Source organism: [Acidovorax] ebreus TPSY, assembly GCF_000022305.1.
GTDB classification, from domain to species: domain Bacteria; phylum Pseudomonadota; class Gammaproteobacteria; order Burkholderiales; family Burkholderiaceae_C; genus Diaphorobacter; species Diaphorobacter nitroreducens.
Genome location: NC_011992.1, coordinates 1,611,928 through 1,626,767, shown reverse-complemented (window position 1 = coordinate 1,626,767; position 14,840 = coordinate 1,611,928). Strand labels below are relative to the sequence as shown.

Here is a 14,840-nt window from a genome sequence, read left to right as displayed (position 1 = left end):
GAGGGTACGCCCTGCGCTGCGAGGGGACGCACCTCGCACGCAAAGCCCCGCCATCACCATCGCGACCGTTATGCAACGCAGCAGGCCGCAGAAAAGGTGCGGCTCACGACACGCGAGGGAACGTGTTCCGCATTCCCTCAGCGCAGCACGGTGAAGTAGCGCTCCAGCGCCTCGCGCTCGGTGCGCGTGCGGTTGACGGGTGCGCCCGCGTCTTCCCAGCCCAGCGCCATGCCGCAGACGACCGCCTCGCTGGCCGGCAGGTCCAGCGCGTCGCGCACGACCTGCGGGTAGCTCGCCAGCGCACCAATGGCACAGCTGGCCAGCCCCTGGGACTGCGCGGCCAGCATCAGTCCGTGCAGGCACATGCCCAAGTCCATGAAGCCACCTGCGCCGAAACCGCGGTCGATGGTGACGATCAGCGCCACGGGTGCATCGAAGAAGCGGTAGTTGCGCTCGAACTGCGTGGCCCGACCCGCGCCGTCGCCGCGCGCCACACCCAGCGCCCCGTACAGCGCCTGCGCGGCTGCCACCTGGCGTTTGCGCAATGCCAGCGGCATGGGGCGGGGGAAATAGCCATAGTCCTCGGCCTCAGGCACCTGGTCGCGCCACGCCTGGCACAGCGCGGCACTCAGGCGTTCGCGCACCGCGCCCTCCACGGCCCAGAAGCGACCCGGCTGCAGATTGGCCCCGCTGGGCGCCAGCCGCGCCGCAGCCAGCAACCGCTCCAGCAGCGCGAGGGGCACGGGCCGCGGCAGGAAGGCGCGCACGGAATGGCGCGCCTGCGCCAGCGTCTCGAAGGCGTCCTGCGCCACAGGCATCACCAGCGGTTCGGTCATTCTCACTCCGGCATTTCCACCCAGGTGGCCGCACCCAGGCCACCCGCACCCGCAATGCACGCCATGCCGCGCAGCGTGCGGTCGGTGCGGTCGGCACCCTGCCGCTGCGCCATCTGCGCCAGCACGCGCACCAGCGCAATGGCGCCCGATGCACCGATGGGGTGCCCGCGCGCCAGGCCACCCCCGCCCCGGTTGATGGCACCGAGCGGCAAGCCCAGCGCATTGCAGAACGCCAGGCCTTGCGCCGCAAAGGCGTCGTGCAGTTCCAGCGCCTCCAGCGCCGCCCAATCCCAGCCACAGCGTTGCTGCGCGGCGCGTGCCACGTCGACGGCGCAGAGCATGGGCGACTCGGGCGCGCCACCCACGCTGACGCTGCCGCGCCACTGCGCACGCGGCCGCACGCCCCAGCGCGCGCAGGCCGAGGGCGTGGCCAACAGCAGCAGGGCCGCGCCGTCCGCCTTGGGCGACACGGCGACGGTGCTGAGGCTGCAATCCTGGCCGTCCACCGACTGACCGCTGGCCACCGCAGGCATGCGCGCCACCCGCGCGGCGCTCAACAGGCGCGGGTAGGCGTCTTGCGCCAACCCCCGCAGCGGCACGATTTCATGGGCCATGGCAGCGCGCGCCGCCACGCTGCGCGCGTGGCTGGCCATGGCGTACGCATCCTGCGCGTGGCGCGTGAGCCCCAGGCGCCGCGCGCCGTCCAGCGCGGCCAGCAGCATGTCGGGGTCGCGCGCGGGCCAGGGCGTGAAGGGTGGCCGGTCATAGGGCACGGGTGCCTCCTCCGCCTGCAGAGGCCGATGCATGCGCAGGGGTGCGCGGCTCCACGCCTCGGCCCCGCCGGCAACCACGACATCGGCCTGGCCCAGCGCCAGCAGACCGCAGGCATGGGTGACGGCATCCAGCCCCGCGCAGCACTGGCTGTCCAGCGTCACGGCGGGAATGCCCTCGGGGAGGCTGGCCGCCAGCGCCAGCATGCGGGCAGGGTTGCCCCCGGCTCCCAGGGCGTTGCCCAGCACCACGGCATCGACGGCCTCGGCCGGCAACCCGGCATCCGCCAGCATGCGCGCCACCAACGGCGCCGCCAGATCGTGCGGCTGGCAGGCCGCGAGCGCCCCGCCGACCGGCGCCACCGGCGTGCGCGCCCAGGCCAATATGGGAATAGCGTTCACCGCCAGCGCTCCAGCGGGGGCGACGGCGCCTGCAGCGCGCGGGCGATGGCTGTGTGGTCGGTCTTGCCGCTGGGCGTCTGCGGCCAGTCGCCCACCCACACCCACCAGTGGCGCGGCGCCTTGTAAGGCTCCAACACCGCGCGGCACCAGGCCGCAAGCTCCAGCGCTCCGGGTGGCGGCGCGTCGCCCTGCCACTGCAGCACCGCCTGCACACGCAGGCCGCGCAGGCCGTCGGCCACACCCTGCAGGCTGGCCTGCGCCACCTGTGGGTGGGCCAGCAGGCGCGCCTCCACTTCCTCGGGGAACAGGTTCTTGCCTTGGGTGACGAGCATGCGGTTCTCGCGACCGCACAGGTGCAGCAAACCGCTGTCGTCCACGTAACCCATGTCGCGCACCGAGAGCCAGTCGCCCTCGCGCAGGGCGGCGGTGCCGTCGGCGGCGTTCACGTAATCCATGAACAGCATTGGACTGCGCACCCAGATCAGCCCCGGCACGCCCTGCGGCAGCGCGGCGCTGCGGGGATCGGGGCCGATGTGCAGGTCCACGTTGCTGAACGGCCGGCCCACGGCCTGGGCCGGCGCGCCCGGCTCTGCATCCATCCAGGCGACGTAGCTGGCCTCGGATGCACCGTAGAACTCCACGATGCGTGCGCGCGGGAACAACCGGCGCAGCGCGGGTGTGCGCTCGCGCAGCCAGCGCGCGCCGCTGATCAGCACCAGCTCCACCCCCTCGATCGGTGCCAGCTGCCGCCGCTCGGCCCACTGCAGCATCAGCACAAGCTGGCTGGGCACCGCCACCAGCAAGGGCGCGCCGCCCGCGCGCAGGGTGTCCAGCGCGCGCGGCGCGGAAAAGCGCTCCTGCAGCACCGCGCCAGCGCCCGTCCACAGGCCCAGCAGCGCGCCGAACAGGAACAACGAATGCGACATGCGGCCCGGCGCCAGCACACGCGTGGCCGCCGCGACACCAAAGTCCTGCAGGCTGACGCGAAAGCTCTCCACCCAGGAGCGGTGGTGGCGCATGAAGCCCTTGGGCAGGCCCGTGCTGCCCGAGGTGAAGCCCACGTAAAACGGCGACTGCGGCGTGGCCGCTGCCGGGCCGCCGGAGCCCAGAGGCAGCCGCTCGGCAACCGCCCGGGCCACACCCGCCGGCCACTGGGGATCGCCCATCGCCGCGCAGCGCCCACTGGCGATCACGCCCAGGAATTCCACCACCCCCTCCAGCGTGCCGGCATCACCGGGCAGCAGCACGGTGGCCGGCGCGCCTTGCGCATCCCAGTAGCGCGCCCGCGTCTGCACACGGTCGTGCAGCGTCGCGAAGTCCCACTGGGTGGTTTCATTGGCCAGCGCCAGGGAGTGCGGCCGCGTGCGGGCCCAGTGCGCCAGGGGGCCATGTACCCACTCGAACAGCTCAGGCAGCGCATCGCCCGTCAGCAGTTGCGGCAGGGGCGCCAGCGCCTGCCGCTTGCAAGGGTGGGTGTTCAACGTTCGCGCCCACCAAACGGCCAGTCTGGCAGCGCCTTGGCCACGGTATGCACCACCACCGCGCAGAGCGCGCACTTGACCAGGTCACCGGGCACGAAGACCAGGTCCGCCAGAAAGGCCTTGTCCAGCGGCATCTGCGCCAGCAGCACGAGGCCGGCAATGCCCATGGCATGTAGGAAGACCAGCCCGCCAAGCACGGAAGCGATGAACGCGCTCGCGGCCGTGCGCAGCGGCGTGCCCTGCGGCAGTGTGCGCATCAGCGCGCCTGTCACCCCTGCCGCCAGAGCGTAGCCCACCAGGTAGCCGGCCGACGGCGCCATGAACACCCCCAGGCCGCCCCGCCCGCCCGACAGCAGCGGCAGGCCGGCCGCCACGGCCGCCAGGAACAGCAGCATCGACTGAAAGCCCCGGCGCGCGCCCAGCAGGCAGCCGGCCAGCATCACGCCCAGCGACTGCAGCGTGATCGGCACGCCCAGCGGTAGGTCGATCTTGGGAATGAGCCCCATCACGGCCATGAGCGCGGCGAACAGCGCCACCAGCGCCATGGAGTGAGAGGCCTTGCGGGATATGGCAGCAGTCATACAACTCCTTGGGTCGACAAGAAAAAACAGGAATAGTCAGCCGCCCAAACGGGCGTAGAGGGCATCGGCCACACGCTGCGCCCCCTGCAGCATCTGCACGGTGAGCGGCGCGACCAGCCGCAGGCCGCCGGCACGGCCGGTGCGCAGGCGGTGGGCTTCGTCCAGCTTCTTCCACTGCACGAAAAAATGTTCGGTGAACCGCAGCATCAGCGCCAGTTGCAACGACACGCGCTCCGGCCGCAGGCCAAGGCGCGCCAGGGGCCGCAGCAGCGCATCCAGCACCTGCAGCAAGTCCATGGGACGCGTGCTCACGGTGAGCGCCACCCCCAGTGTGGAGGCGCAGGCCAGGCGCAGCGCGCTCACCGCCGCCACCTCGGGTCGTCCCATCCACAGGTGAAAGCCCGCCACCAGCGCCGCGGCGATGAGCACCGACACGATGAGCCGGCGCGCCACGCGCGTGGCCGGCCCCAGGCTCCACCACAACAGTGCGCACGCCACGCCCGCCGCCGCCAACGCCCCCGGCGCCGACAGCACGAACAGCAACGTGCCCAGCACCGCCATGCCGGCCAGCTTGCACCCCGCGGGCCAGCGGTGCAGCCAGGTGAGGTGTTCGCTGTAGAGGCTACCCATGGCGGTGCATCCTTCGCTCAGGCCGCGGCGCGCATATGGGCATGTGGCATGCCCGCCGCGGCGCGGGCCCGCGCCACCTGTTGGGCAACGGCGGCTTCATACGCCGCGCACACATCGTGGCCGCGGCCGTCCGCCTGCACCCGGCCTTCATGCAGCCAGACCACGCGCGGGTAGTCGCGCACATGCTCCAGCACATGGGTGGACACCACCACCTGCCGCCCGCAGGCGGCAATGTCATCGGCCAGCCGTGCCTGCCCCGGCAGGTCCAGGCTGGCGAAGGGTTCGTCCAGCAACAGCGTTCGCGGCCCGGCGAGCAGCAATGCGAGCCAACAAACGTGCTGGCGCTGGCCCTGGCTCAACGCCCCGACCGCGCGCGCGGCCCAGTCGGCAAGGCCCCGTTCGGCCAGGAAGGCGCGGGCGCGCGCCAGCGCATCACGCCGGGACAGGCCCTGCGGTTGCAGGCCCAGGGCGAGCTCCTCTTCCACCGTGGGAAAGATGATTTGATCGTCGGGGTTCTGGAACATCATGCCCACGCGCTGGGCCCGCAATTGCCCTTGCGGCAGTGCCTGCAAATCCTGCCCGTGCGACAGCACCTGGCCGTCGTCGGGCACCTCCAGCGCGCACAACAGCCGCAGCAGGCTGGTCTTGCCTGCGCCGTTGTGGCCGATCAGTCCAATGCGCGGCTCGGCCAGCGTGAGATCAAGCCCGTCAAAGACCTGCGTGACACCGCGGCGCAGGCGCACCTGCCGCACTTGCAGCACGGGAGCGCTAAGGGGGTGAGAGGAACAGGAGGGGGGCATGCCAAAAAGCCAAGCAAATTCGCCGCGGATTCTACGCCCCTTAAAAATCCTTTTCTTTCAGCAAAAAGCATCTATCGCCAATCAATTTCCGACAATAAGCAGGCAAATCACATCCGCAACCTTCAGCAAAAGAGCACAAAAATTCGGCCCTTTCAACGCAGTTACCTTCAACTGGGCTCATTTGCGACAACCCACCCTCTTCATGCCACCATCTGCATCCTTTATCGCGTCATCTACCGCGAAAAATGATGCATGGTCTATCCCGGAACCGTACATCCAGCGAAGACAATAGGTGTCCTGTTCGCCGCCTTCCGCCCATGAAAACCTCTTCCACCGCTCTTGAACGCCGCAATCTTGGCCTGCTGGTCGCCGCCCAGTCATTGGGTGGTGCCTCGCCCCCCATCATCATTTCGCTCGGGGGCTTGGTGGGCCAGATGCTGTCGAGCACGCCTACCGCCAGCACGCTGCCCGTGAGCCTGTACCAGCTGGGCCTGGCCCTCTCTACCCTGCCCGCGGCATGGCTCATGCACCGCGCGGGCCGCCGCACGGCCTATCTGCTGGGCGCGGTGCTGGGCGTGCTGTCGGGCTTGATCGCGGCCTGGGGCATCAGCCAGTCGGACTTCCTGCTGTTCTGCCTGGGCACGACGCTGGCGGGCTTTTACGGCGCCTGCGTGCAGAGCTACCGCTTCGCCGCGATCGACGCGGTGGGCGACACCACGCGGCACGCCAGCGCCATATCGCGGGTCATGGTGGGCGGGCTGATCGCGGCCATCATTGGCCCGCAGGTGGTGATCTGGACGCGCGACAGCCTGCCCGCCACGCCGTTCGCCGGCAGTTTCTACAGCCAGGCCGCGCTTGCGCTGCTGGCGTTGCCCCTGCTGCTGGCCCTGCGCCTGCCGCCCGCACCGCCGCGTGCCGAGCCGCATGGCGCGCGGCCGCTGTCGCAGATCGCGCGCACGCCGCAGTTCATCGTGGCGGCCATCGCGGGCGTGGTGAGCTATGGGCTGATGGCCTTTCTGATGACGGCCGCTCCCATGGCCATGGTGGGCTGCGGCCACAGCGTGGGCGAAGCCGCCCTGGGCATCCAGTGGCATGTGCTCGCCATGTTCGCACCCAGCTTCTTCACCGGCCGTCTGATCGCCCGTTGGGGCAAGCGCGCCGTAACGGGCCTGGGGCTGGTGCTGATTGCCGCGTCGGGCCTGCTGGCGCTGATGGGACTGGCGCTCACCCATTTCTGGGGCGCTCTGGTGCTGCTGGGCGTGGGCTGGAACTTCGGCTTCATCGGCGCCACGGCCCTGCTGGCCGACTGCCACCGCCCGTCCGAGCGCGCCAAGGTGCAGGCGCTGAACGACTTCCTGGTCTTCGGCACCGTGGCCGTGGCGTCCTTCGGCTCGGGCCAGTTGCTGCACAGCGTCGGCTGGGGCGGCATCAACGCCGGCATGCTGCCCATGGTGGCGGTGGTGCTGGCGCTGCTGGGCTGGCAGAGCCTGCGCCAGCGCCGCGGGGCCGCTATCCAAAGCTGATTACTCCTTTTTTTATAGCTGCCAGCGCTTTATCAGTAAGCGCTACAGCACAAAAAATGCCTTGACGCTACGCCCCGTGCGCTACAACGGCAGCCAGCGCCGCCACGCTGCCACGCGCCTGGGCGGCGGCACGTCCCGCGCACCCCGGCTGCGCAGCAGTGCGGCCAGCTCACCGCGGCCATGGCGCAGCGCAGCCTGCAGCGGCGTGAGCCCGTCGAACTCCGACAGCAGGTGCGGATCCGCCCCGTGCTCCAGCAGGTAGCGCGCCACCGCATCGTGGCCCTGCACCAGGCTGGCGACGAGCGGCGTGCACAGCACCTCGGGGTGCTGGTAGTTGGGATCCACGCCCGCGCTGATGTGATAGCGCACCCGGGCCAGATCCCCCGCGGAGGCGGCGGCGTACAGGTCTTTCCAGTCTCCGGCGGACATGGGCGCTCCTTTCATCGGGTTCTCATACGGCACTGCCGCGCAATATAGACGCCGCAGTACGCGCAGCACACCGGGGAGCCCCCACGGCAACCGCCCGCCATCGCGATGGACTGGTCCATACTCCCGGCGAGCGGTCCCAGCCCGGCGCCGCCTTCTTCAGGAGCATGCGTGCAATCGGCGAGTGAGCAGTGGTTTGACGAGGCGTACTACCAGCGCTACTACTTCGACAAGAAAACCAGCGTGGTGGACCCCGGCCATGCGCAGCGGCTGGGCAGCTTCGTCTGCAGCTATCTGCACTACCTGCGCGTGCCCGTGGCACGGGTGCTGGACGTGGGCTGCGGCATCGGCCTGTGGCGGGACATGGTGCAGCACCACCTGCCCGGCGCGCTCTACCAGGGCGTGGAATACAGCCCCTACCTGTGCGAGCGTTTTGGGTGGGAGCGCGGCTCGGTGGTGGACTACACGGCGCGCGAGCCTTTCGACTTCGTCATCTGCCAGGGCGTGCTGCCTTACCTGGGCACGCAGGACCTGGCGCGGACGCTGGACAACCTGGGGCGCCTGTGCCGCGGCGCGCTGTACCTGGAGGCCGTCACGCGCGAGGACTACGAGCGCGACATCATCGACGAAGACCTGACCGACCCGCGCCTGTACCGCCACCGCGCGTCGCTGTACCGCCGCGGCCTTGCGCGGCACTTCATCGACATGGGCGGGGGCCTGTGGCTCAGCCGCCAGGCGCAGGTGCCGCTGTTCGCCCTGGAGGCTCCGGGACAGTAGCAGCACTCATTGATTGATAGCTGCCCGCGCTTGACCGGTGGGCGTCAGACGCAAAAAAGGCCGTGAATCCTCACGGCCTTTTTTGTCACCTATTGCATGCGTTTAGTCCGCCGTAGCGCCCGATGCCTTGACCGCAGCACCCCACTTCTGAATATCGGCGGCGATCAGCTTGGCAAAGTCGGCCGTGCTCAGGCCATAGGCCTCGGCGCCCAGGTCGGAGATCTTCTGCTTCACGTTCTCCTGGGCCAGGATCTCACGCACGTATTTGTTCATGCGTTCGGCCAGGTCCTTGGGCAGGCCCTTGGAGCCGATCATGCCGTACCAGGGCTCGGCCTCGAAGCCGGGGAAGCCCTGCTCCGCCAGCGGCTTCACGCCCGGGAACTTGGGCGAGGCGGTTTTGCTGGTGATGGCCAGCGCCTTGATCTTGCCGGCCTCGATCTGCGGCTTGAGCGGCACGGGGTTGTCGATGGCGTACTGCACTTCGTTGGACATCACGGCCAGCACCAGCGGCGCGGAGCCCTTGTACGGCACGTGCATGGTCTTGGCCTTGGCCTGCATGTGGAACATCTCCACGATCATGTGCTGGGGCGAGCCCGCGCCGGCCGAGCCGAAGTTGATCTTGTCGGCCTTGATGAGCTTGAGCAGTTCATCCACCGAGTTGATGCCCGAGTTGGCGCCCGTCACCAGCAGGAACGGCGCCTTGGCCAGCGGGGTGATGGGCGTGAGGTCCTTCACCGGGTCGTAGGGCACGTTCTTGTACAGCGTGGGCGAGATCACCACCGGGCTGCTGGAGCCCACCAGGAAGGTGCCGCCGTCGGGCTTGGCGCGGCTCACGTAGGCGGTGGCGATGTTGCCGTTGGCACCGGCCTTGCTTTCCACGATCACGCTGGCAGTGATGCGCTTTTCCAGCTCGTTGGCGATGATGCGCGCCAGCATGTCGCTGGTGCCGCCGGGTGCGTAGGGCTGCACCAGCGTGATGGTCTTGACCGGCCAGGCATCCTTGGCCAGCGCCATCGTGGGTGCGCCTGCGGCCAGGGCCAGGACTGCGCCAGCGGCAAGAACGGTTCTGCGGAACATAAGCTCTCCTTCATTGAAGGCCCTTGTGGGGCCGGTGTACGAGGCCCGCGAAGGGCCGCTTGCAGAAAAGAAAAAGCGTCCGCTGGGGCGAACGCATCATCAGGGTTAACCCTTTGATGGTAACCGGAAAGACAATTTCACCGTCTCCGCCATGGGCCCCGCGTGCCCGCGGTCACGCCACGGTTGCTTGCAGCGGAACTTCGCACTCACCCGAAAGTCATCACCCTGAATTGGTAGCGACATTTGGTAACCCGCCCCCTGTGGACGGCCCCTAGAATCCGACGGCCGGGCGCAGATCCGGCGCGGCACGCAGCGCGTGCCCACGACCGCAGGACCGCTTTCACGGCCTGCCTTACCGACACAGGAGCGAAGGGTGCCGCGCCGTCCTCAGGGACGGCTGGCAGTGTCGACCACTCCCAGCCAGCGCAATGCGGCCAGGCACGGCCAGGGCAGCGCATTGGACTGGCGAAAAGCCCATTCCGGGTCGGGATGTGAATCGCCCCGGATTCCCTAGACACTTTTGAGCCGTTGGGAATGGCGTCTCTCGAACTCTACCGGCGAAGTATCTCCGGCAGTGCCATGGCGGCGCTTAGGGTTGTAGAACATCTCGATGTAGTTGAAGACATCGGCTCTCGCGTCATCGCGGGTCGGATAGATCTGGCGGCGGATGCGTTCGCGCTTGAGCAACTGGAAGAAGCTCTCGGCCACGGCGTTGTCGTGGCAGTTGCCGCGACGGCTCATGCTGCAGATCAGCTTGTGGTCGCGTAGGAAGTCCTGCCAGTCATGCCCAGTGAATTGACTGCCTTGATCCGAATGCACTGTGACTGGCTGCTCGGGTCGACGACGCCACAAGGCCATCACCAGCGCATCGAGCGCCAGCCCGGTATCGATGCGGCTACCCATTGACCAGCCGACCACCTGACGCGAGAACAGATCGACCACCACGGCCAGGTACAGCCAGCCCTCATGGGTGCGGATGTAGGTGATGTCGGTCACCCAGGATTGATTGGGCTGCGCCACGGAGAACTGGCGCTGCAGGTGGTTGGGCGCGACGACCGCGGGCTTGCCACCACGCATGCCAGGGCGACGGCGGTAGCCGGTCTGCGAGCGCAGTCCTTCGAGTTTGAGCAATCGGGCCACGCGGTGCTTGCCGCAGGACTCGCCTAGATCGCGCATGTCCAGGGTGAGCTTGCGGTAGCCGTACACGCCGCCGCTCTCCAACCACGCGTGCTTGAGCAGGCCCAGCACCCGTTGATCGTCCTGGGCGCGTGGGCTCACCGGATCGGCCTTCCAGGCGTAGTAGCCGCTGGGGTGCACCGTCATGATCTTGCACATGCGGCGCACGCTGTGCTCGTGTTCATGCCGCTCGATAAATGCGTACTTCACCCGGACTGCTTGGCAAAGTACGCTGCGGCCTTTTTTAAGATGTCGCGCTCCTCGGTCACACGCTTGAGCTCGGCCTTCAGGCGGCGCATCTCGTCGGCTTGCGAGCACTGCGCTTGGCGCTGGTCAGGCGACATCTGCTTGACTTTGATCCATTGATACAGACTGTGCTGGCTGACGCCAAGCCTGGCCGACACGTCGGCCACCTTGTGGCCTCGTTCGGTGATCTGCTTGACCGCTTCGATCTTGAATTCTTCGGGGTATCTCTGCTTGCTCATGGCACCTCCTATTGGGCCTCAGGTTTGAGGCTCAGAGGTGTCTAGAAAACCCGGGGCGATTCAATGTGATTGGTGATGAACACGGCGGGCGCCAGGCCTGCCCAGCAATGGAGGTGCCGCGTTTTGGCAGACAAAATGGACAACCCCCGGGTGACCCCCCTCAGCCATGACGGCCGCGCGCCGAGTCTGGCCTACAACAGCGCACTGGACGGACTGCGCGGCGTGGCGATCCTGCTGGTGATCCTGTCGCACGCCCATGCGCCGCTGTTCGACGGCGCGTTCTACGGGGTGGACCTGTTCTTCGTGCTCAGCGGTTTCCTGATCACCTCGTTGCTGCTGCAGGAACTGCAAAGCAACGGCCGGCTGGACTACTGGCGTTTTTACCGCCGCCGCTTCTTCCGCCTGATGCCCGCGCTGGCGCTGTTCCTGGGGGCGTACTGCGTGTTCGCGCCGCTGCTGTGGCCGGACCTCACGGACGTGTATTCCGACGCGCTGGTGTCCCTGTTGTACCTGGCCGACTACGGCATCGCCTTCTTCGACAGCCCCGACACGCTGCTGCACATGTGGTCGCTGTCGGTGGAAGAGCACTTCTATCTGGTCTGGCCGCCGCTCCTGGTGGTGTTGGCGCGCTTCACGCCGCGCGGCGCGCTGTGGCGCCCGGTGCTGGGCCTGCTGGTGCTGGCGTGGGCCTGGCGCGTGCTGTGGGTGGCGCAGGGCCAGCAGTTCTACGAGATTTTCTTCCGCTTCGACACCCGCGCCACGGGCCTGCTGGCCGGCAGCCTGCTGGCCACGCTGCTGCACGAGCAACCCGCCTGGTTCCAGGCGCTGCGCCAGCGGCTGCACCATTTCATGTGGGTGGTGCTGGCCGTGCCGCTGCTGATGGCCCAGTCCTGGGACGACATGAACGCCATGCTCTGGGGCATGACAGTGGTGGAATGCGCCGCCCTGGTGGTGCTGCTGGCGGTGCAGCAGCACCGCGGCGCGCTGCACCAGATGCTGAGTGCACCGGCTCTGATGCTGGTGGGCAAGCTGTCGTACGGCATCTACCTGTGGCACTACCCCGTGGTGCGCTACCTGCGCGCCGACCTGCCGTGGCCGGCCGTGGTGGTGCTGGGCTTCCTGATCTCGGCGGCGCTGGCGGCGCTGTCGTACTACACCGTGGAACGCTGGGCCATGCGCTGGCGCGATGCCCGCCCCGCCCAGCGCAAGCCGGCCCCCGTGCGGACGGCGCGGCCGGCTACCGCACGCGGTTCGCTGGCGCTGTCGGCGCGCGGCGAGCGCTGATGGCCGCGTGGGCAGCTATTATTTGAATAGCTGTCTGCGCTTGTCCTGCGGTGGATTCCAAAATAAAACCCTTCAGAAACTATCACAATCAAGCGCTGGCAGCTATTATTTAAGGAGCATTCCTCCTCCCTCCCCGCGCTGCCCGCGGCACGGCGCGCAGCCCGCTACACTGCGGCCTGCGCTTGCTGGCGCCCCTGCCCTGGTACAGGCGCACGGGAAGCCGCGAGCGCTTTTCGTCTCCGCCCCTCTTTTCACCGCTCCACCGCCAACCCTTTGACGCACCGCCCATGTCCACGGTCTTCAACTTCACCTTCGTTCCCTGGTTCCGGTCCGTGGCGCCGTACATCCACAAGTTCCGGCACCAGACCTTCGTGGTGGGCCTGACGGGTGAGGCCATCGCCGCGGGCAAGCTGCAGAGCATCGTGCAGGACCTGGCGATGATCCAGGCCATGGGCGTGAAGATCGTGCTGGTGCATGGCTTTCGCCCGCAGGTCAACGAACAGCTGCACGCCAAGGGGCACGCCCCGCGCTACTCGCACGGCATGCGCGTGACCGATTCCGTGGCGCTGGACTGCGCCCAGGAGGCCGCGGGCCAGCTGCGCTATGAGATCGAGGCCGCCTTCAGCCAGGGCCTGCCCAACACGCCCATGGCGGGCTCGCGCGTGCGCGTGATCTCCGGCAACTTCCTTACGGCGCGGCCCGTGGGCATCGTGGACGGCGTGGACTTCAAGCACTCGGGCCTGGTGCGCAAGGTGGACGTGGAAGGCATCCGACGCACGCTGGAGTCCGACGCCATGGTGCTCATCTCGCCCTTCGGCTTCTCGCCCACGGGCGAGGCTTTCAACCTGGCCATGGAGGAAGTCGCCACACGCGTGGCCACCGAGCTCAAGGCAGACAAGCTGCTGTTCCTGACCGAAGTGCCGGGCATCCGCATCCAGCCGCTGGAACCCGACGCCGAGGACAACCCCATCGACACCGAACTGCCCCTGGCCGCAGCGCGCCAATTGCTGGCCCAGTTGCCGCCCGCGCAGCAGCCGACCGATGTGGGTTTTTACCTGCAGCATTGCGTGAGGGCCTGCGAGCACGGCGTGGAGCGCAGCCACATCCTGCCGTTCGCGGTGGACGGCGCGCTGCTGCTGGAGATCTACGTGCACGACGGCATCGGCACCATGGTCATCGACGAAAAGCTGGAAGAGCTGCGCGAAGCCACCATCGACGATGTGGGCGGCATCATCCAGCTCATCGAGCCGTTCGAGCGCGACGGCACGCTGGTCAAGCGCGACCGCACCGAGATCGAGCGCGACATCGCCGCCTACACCGTGATCGAGCACGACGGCGTGATCTTCGGCTGCGCCGCGCTCTACCCCTACCCGGAGGCCGGCACGGCCGAGATGGCCGCCGTCACCGTGTCCCCGCAAAGCCAGGGCACCGGCGACGGCGAGAAGCTGCTCAAGCGCATCGAGCAGCGCGCGCGCATGCTGGGCCTGTCCAGCATCTTCGTGCTGACCACGCGCACCATGCACTGGTTCATCAAGCGGGGCTTTTCGCCCGTGGACCCCGACTGGCTGCCCGACGCACGCAAGCGCAAGTACAACTGGGACCGCAAGAGCCAGGTGCTGGTCAAGAAACTCTGAGCTTCACCCTGCGGCCGCCAGCCATGCGGCCGCCAGCGACCCCACCTCGGCAATCGCCGCGTCGCGCTGCGCGGGCGCGGCGGGGCACTGCGTGAGATAGCACGCCACCACGGCCGGCGCCCCACCCTCCGGCCACACCACGCCCACGTCGTTGCTGGTGCCGTTGGCGGTGCCGGTCTTCTCGCCGATGCGCCAGCCCGCCGGCATGCCCGCGCGCAGCCGCTTGTCTCCCGTGAGGTTGCCCAGCAACCAGCCCTGCAACCGCGCCCGTGCCTCGCCAGACAGCGCATCGCCCAGCACCAGTTTCTGCACGGTGTGCACCATGGCGCGCGGCGTGGTGGTGTCGCGCAGTTCGCCCGCAGGCACATCGTTGAGCGCGGGCTCGATGCGGTCCAGCCGTGTGTGCGCATCGCCCAGCGTGCGCAGCCAGGCCGTCAGGCCGGCGGGCCCGCCCTGGCGGCGCAGCAGCAGGTTGGCGGCGCTGTTGTCGCTGAGCACCATGGTGGCCTCGCACAGCTCGGCCACGGTCATGCCGGCGCCGCCCGCGTGCGGCTCGGTGCGCGGGGAATATTCCACCAGATCGTGCCGGCCATAACGCACGCGTGCATCCAGCCGCTCCAGCCCCTGGTCCGCACGCTGCAGCACCTGGCCGGCCAGCAGCAGCTTGAAGGTGCTGCACAGCGCAAAGCGCTCGTCGCCGCGGTAGGTCGCAAGGGCGTCCGAGCCCGTGTCCAGCACGGCCACGCCCAGCCGCCCGCCCACGCGCTGCTCCACCCGGCCCAGCGCGGCCTGCAACTGCTGCGTGGCCTGAGCCCTGTTTTTCTCGACCCCGGTTTGGGCACAACCTACCAGGGGCAGCAGCGCGGCACCCAGCAACCAGCTTCTTCGGTCCATTGTTTTACCTCGTCATGTGTGGAAAGAAGGCGCCACGATAAGGCGGCACAAGTGGCTTGACCAT

14 protein-coding genes are annotated in these 14,840 nt (G+C 68.5%); 4 read left to right on the top strand and 10 right to left on the bottom strand.

What is annotated here, in order from left to right; genetic code table 11:
• Positions 1-137: 137 nt before the first annotated feature.
• The 6 genes from DTPSY_RS07735 to DTPSY_RS07710 are packed head-to-tail and all read right to left on the bottom strand — an operon-like array spanning position 138 to position 5,500.
• Complete coding sequence (locus tag DTPSY_RS07735; RefSeq protein ID WP_015913115.1) at positions 138-836, bottom strand: nitroreductase; 699 nt, start codon at positions 834-836, stop codon at positions 138-140.
• A 2-nt stretch (positions 837-838) separates the two neighbouring features.
• Complete coding sequence (locus DTPSY_RS07730) at positions 839-2,008, bottom strand: thiolase family protein (RefSeq protein ID WP_015913114.1); 1,170 nt, start codon at positions 2,006-2,008, stop codon at positions 839-841.
• Positions 2,005-3,489: an AMP-binding protein gene (locus tag DTPSY_RS07725; RefSeq protein WP_015913113.1), complete on the bottom strand. Its 1,485-nt coding sequence runs from the start codon at positions 3,487-3,489 to the stop codon at positions 2,005-2,007. Before DTPSY_RS07725 ends, DTPSY_RS07730 begins: the two co-directional genes overlap by 4 nt.
• Entirely contained in the window at positions 3,486-4,070 is a 585-nt protein-coding gene (locus DTPSY_RS07720) for a biotin transporter BioY (RefSeq protein WP_015913112.1), read from the bottom strand. Before DTPSY_RS07720 ends, DTPSY_RS07725 begins: the two co-directional genes overlap by 4 nt.
• A 36-nt stretch (positions 4,071-4,106) precedes the next feature.
• Complete coding sequence (locus DTPSY_RS07715; protein ID WP_015913111.1) at positions 4,107-4,700, bottom strand: CbiQ family ECF transporter T component; 594 nt, start codon at positions 4,698-4,700, stop codon at positions 4,107-4,109.
• Between the two features lie 17 nt (positions 4,701-4,717).
• Positions 4,718-5,500 (bottom strand): energy-coupling factor ABC transporter ATP-binding protein, encoded by a 783-nt coding sequence (locus tag DTPSY_RS07710; protein WP_015913110.1) that lies wholly within the window; start codon positions 5,498-5,500, stop codon positions 4,718-4,720.
• 317 nt (positions 5,501-5,817) lie between these two features.
• On the opposite strand from DTPSY_RS07710, the gene DTPSY_RS07705 reads away from it, so the two are divergent.
• Positions 5,818-7,023, top strand: a complete 1,206-nt coding sequence (locus tag DTPSY_RS07705) for an MFS transporter (protein WP_015913109.1) — start codon at positions 5,818-5,820, stop codon at positions 7,021-7,023.
• An 81-nt stretch (positions 7,024-7,104) separates the two neighbouring features.
• On the opposite strand, the gene DTPSY_RS07700 is transcribed toward DTPSY_RS07705, so the two are convergent.
• On the bottom strand, positions 7,105-7,452 hold the full coding sequence (locus tag DTPSY_RS07700; protein WP_011805530.1) for an ankyrin repeat domain-containing protein: 348 nt from the start codon (positions 7,450-7,452) through the stop codon (positions 7,105-7,107).
• Between the two features lie 168 nt (positions 7,453-7,620).
• Between DTPSY_RS07700 and DTPSY_RS07695 the strand changes: the two genes are divergently transcribed.
• Positions 7,621-8,226, top strand: a complete 606-nt coding sequence (locus tag DTPSY_RS07695; RefSeq protein WP_015913108.1) for a class I SAM-dependent methyltransferase — start codon at positions 7,621-7,623, stop codon at positions 8,224-8,226.
• 102 nt (positions 8,227-8,328) lie between these two features.
• Here the strand turns inward: DTPSY_RS07695 and DTPSY_RS07690 are convergent, their stop codons facing one another.
• Together DTPSY_RS07690 and DTPSY_RS07685 are read right to left on the bottom strand one after the other, a co-directional pair.
• Positions 8,329-9,303, bottom strand: coding sequence for a Bug family tripartite tricarboxylate transporter substrate binding protein (locus tag DTPSY_RS07690; RefSeq protein WP_011805532.1), 975 nt, complete (start codon positions 9,301-9,303; stop codon positions 8,329-8,331).
• Between the two features lie 510 nt (positions 9,304-9,813).
• Positions 9,814-10,964, bottom strand: a protein-coding gene (locus tag DTPSY_RS07685) for an IS3 family transposase (RefSeq protein ID WP_085945350.1) whose coding sequence is annotated in 2 segments (ribosomal slippage) — positions 9,814-10,718 and positions 10,718-10,964 — 1,152 coding nt in all. Because the reading frame shifts where the segments join, the coding sequence is not laid out codon by codon here.
• Positions 10,965-11,099: 135 nt separating this feature from the next.
• Between DTPSY_RS07685 and DTPSY_RS07675 the strand changes: the two genes are divergently transcribed.
• Both DTPSY_RS07675 and argA read left to right on the top strand, forming a co-directional pair.
• Positions 11,100-12,248 (top strand): acyltransferase family protein, encoded by a 1,149-nt coding sequence (locus DTPSY_RS07675; protein ID WP_015913106.1) that lies wholly within the window; start codon positions 11,100-11,102, stop codon positions 12,246-12,248.
• 287 nt (positions 12,249-12,535) lie between these two features.
• Positions 12,536-13,882, top strand: coding sequence for an amino-acid N-acetyltransferase (gene argA / locus DTPSY_RS07670; protein WP_015913105.1), 1,347 nt, complete (start codon positions 12,536-12,538; stop codon positions 13,880-13,882).
• Positions 13,883-13,885: 3 nt separating this feature from the next.
• Here argA and bla read toward each other — a convergent pair whose 3' ends face one another.
• Entirely contained in the window at positions 13,886-14,776 is an 891-nt protein-coding gene (gene bla / locus DTPSY_RS07665) for a class A beta-lactamase (RefSeq protein WP_015913104.1), read from the bottom strand.
• Positions 14,777-14,840: the final 64 nt, after the last annotated feature.

Coding starts and splice junctions, on each gene's coding strand:
- DTPSY_RS07710 (WP_015913110.1), bottom strand. CDS start 5,500: ATGCCCCCCTCCTGTTCCTCTCACCCCCTTAGCGCTCCCGTGCTGCAA.
- DTPSY_RS07690 (WP_011805532.1), bottom strand. CDS start 9,303: ATGTTCCGCAGAACCGTTCTTGCCGCTGGCGCAGTCCTGGCCCTGGCC.
- DTPSY_RS07675 (WP_015913106.1), top strand. CDS start 11,100: ATGGACAACCCCCGGGTGACCCCCCTCAGCCATGACGGCCGCGCGCCG.
- DTPSY_RS07735 (WP_015913115.1), bottom strand. CDS start 836: ATGACCGAACCGCTGGTGATGCCTGTGGCGCAGGACGCCTTCGAGACG.
- DTPSY_RS07700 (WP_011805530.1), bottom strand. CDS start 7,452: ATGTCCGCCGGAGACTGGAAAGACCTGTACGCCGCCGCCTCCGCGGGG.
- DTPSY_RS07705 (WP_015913109.1), top strand. CDS start 5,818: ATGAAAACCTCTTCCACCGCTCTTGAACGCCGCAATCTTGGCCTGCTG.
- DTPSY_RS07715 (WP_015913111.1), bottom strand. CDS start 4,700: ATGGGTAGCCTCTACAGCGAACACCTCACCTGGCTGCACCGCTGGCCC.
- DTPSY_RS07720 (WP_015913112.1), bottom strand. CDS start 4,070: ATGACTGCTGCCATATCCCGCAAGGCCTCTCACTCCATGGCGCTGGTG.
- bla (WP_015913104.1), bottom strand. CDS start 14,776: ATGGACCGAAGAAGCTGGTTGCTGGGTGCCGCGCTGCTGCCCCTGGTA.
- argA (WP_015913105.1), top strand. CDS start 12,536: ATGTCCACGGTCTTCAACTTCACCTTCGTTCCCTGGTTCCGGTCCGTG.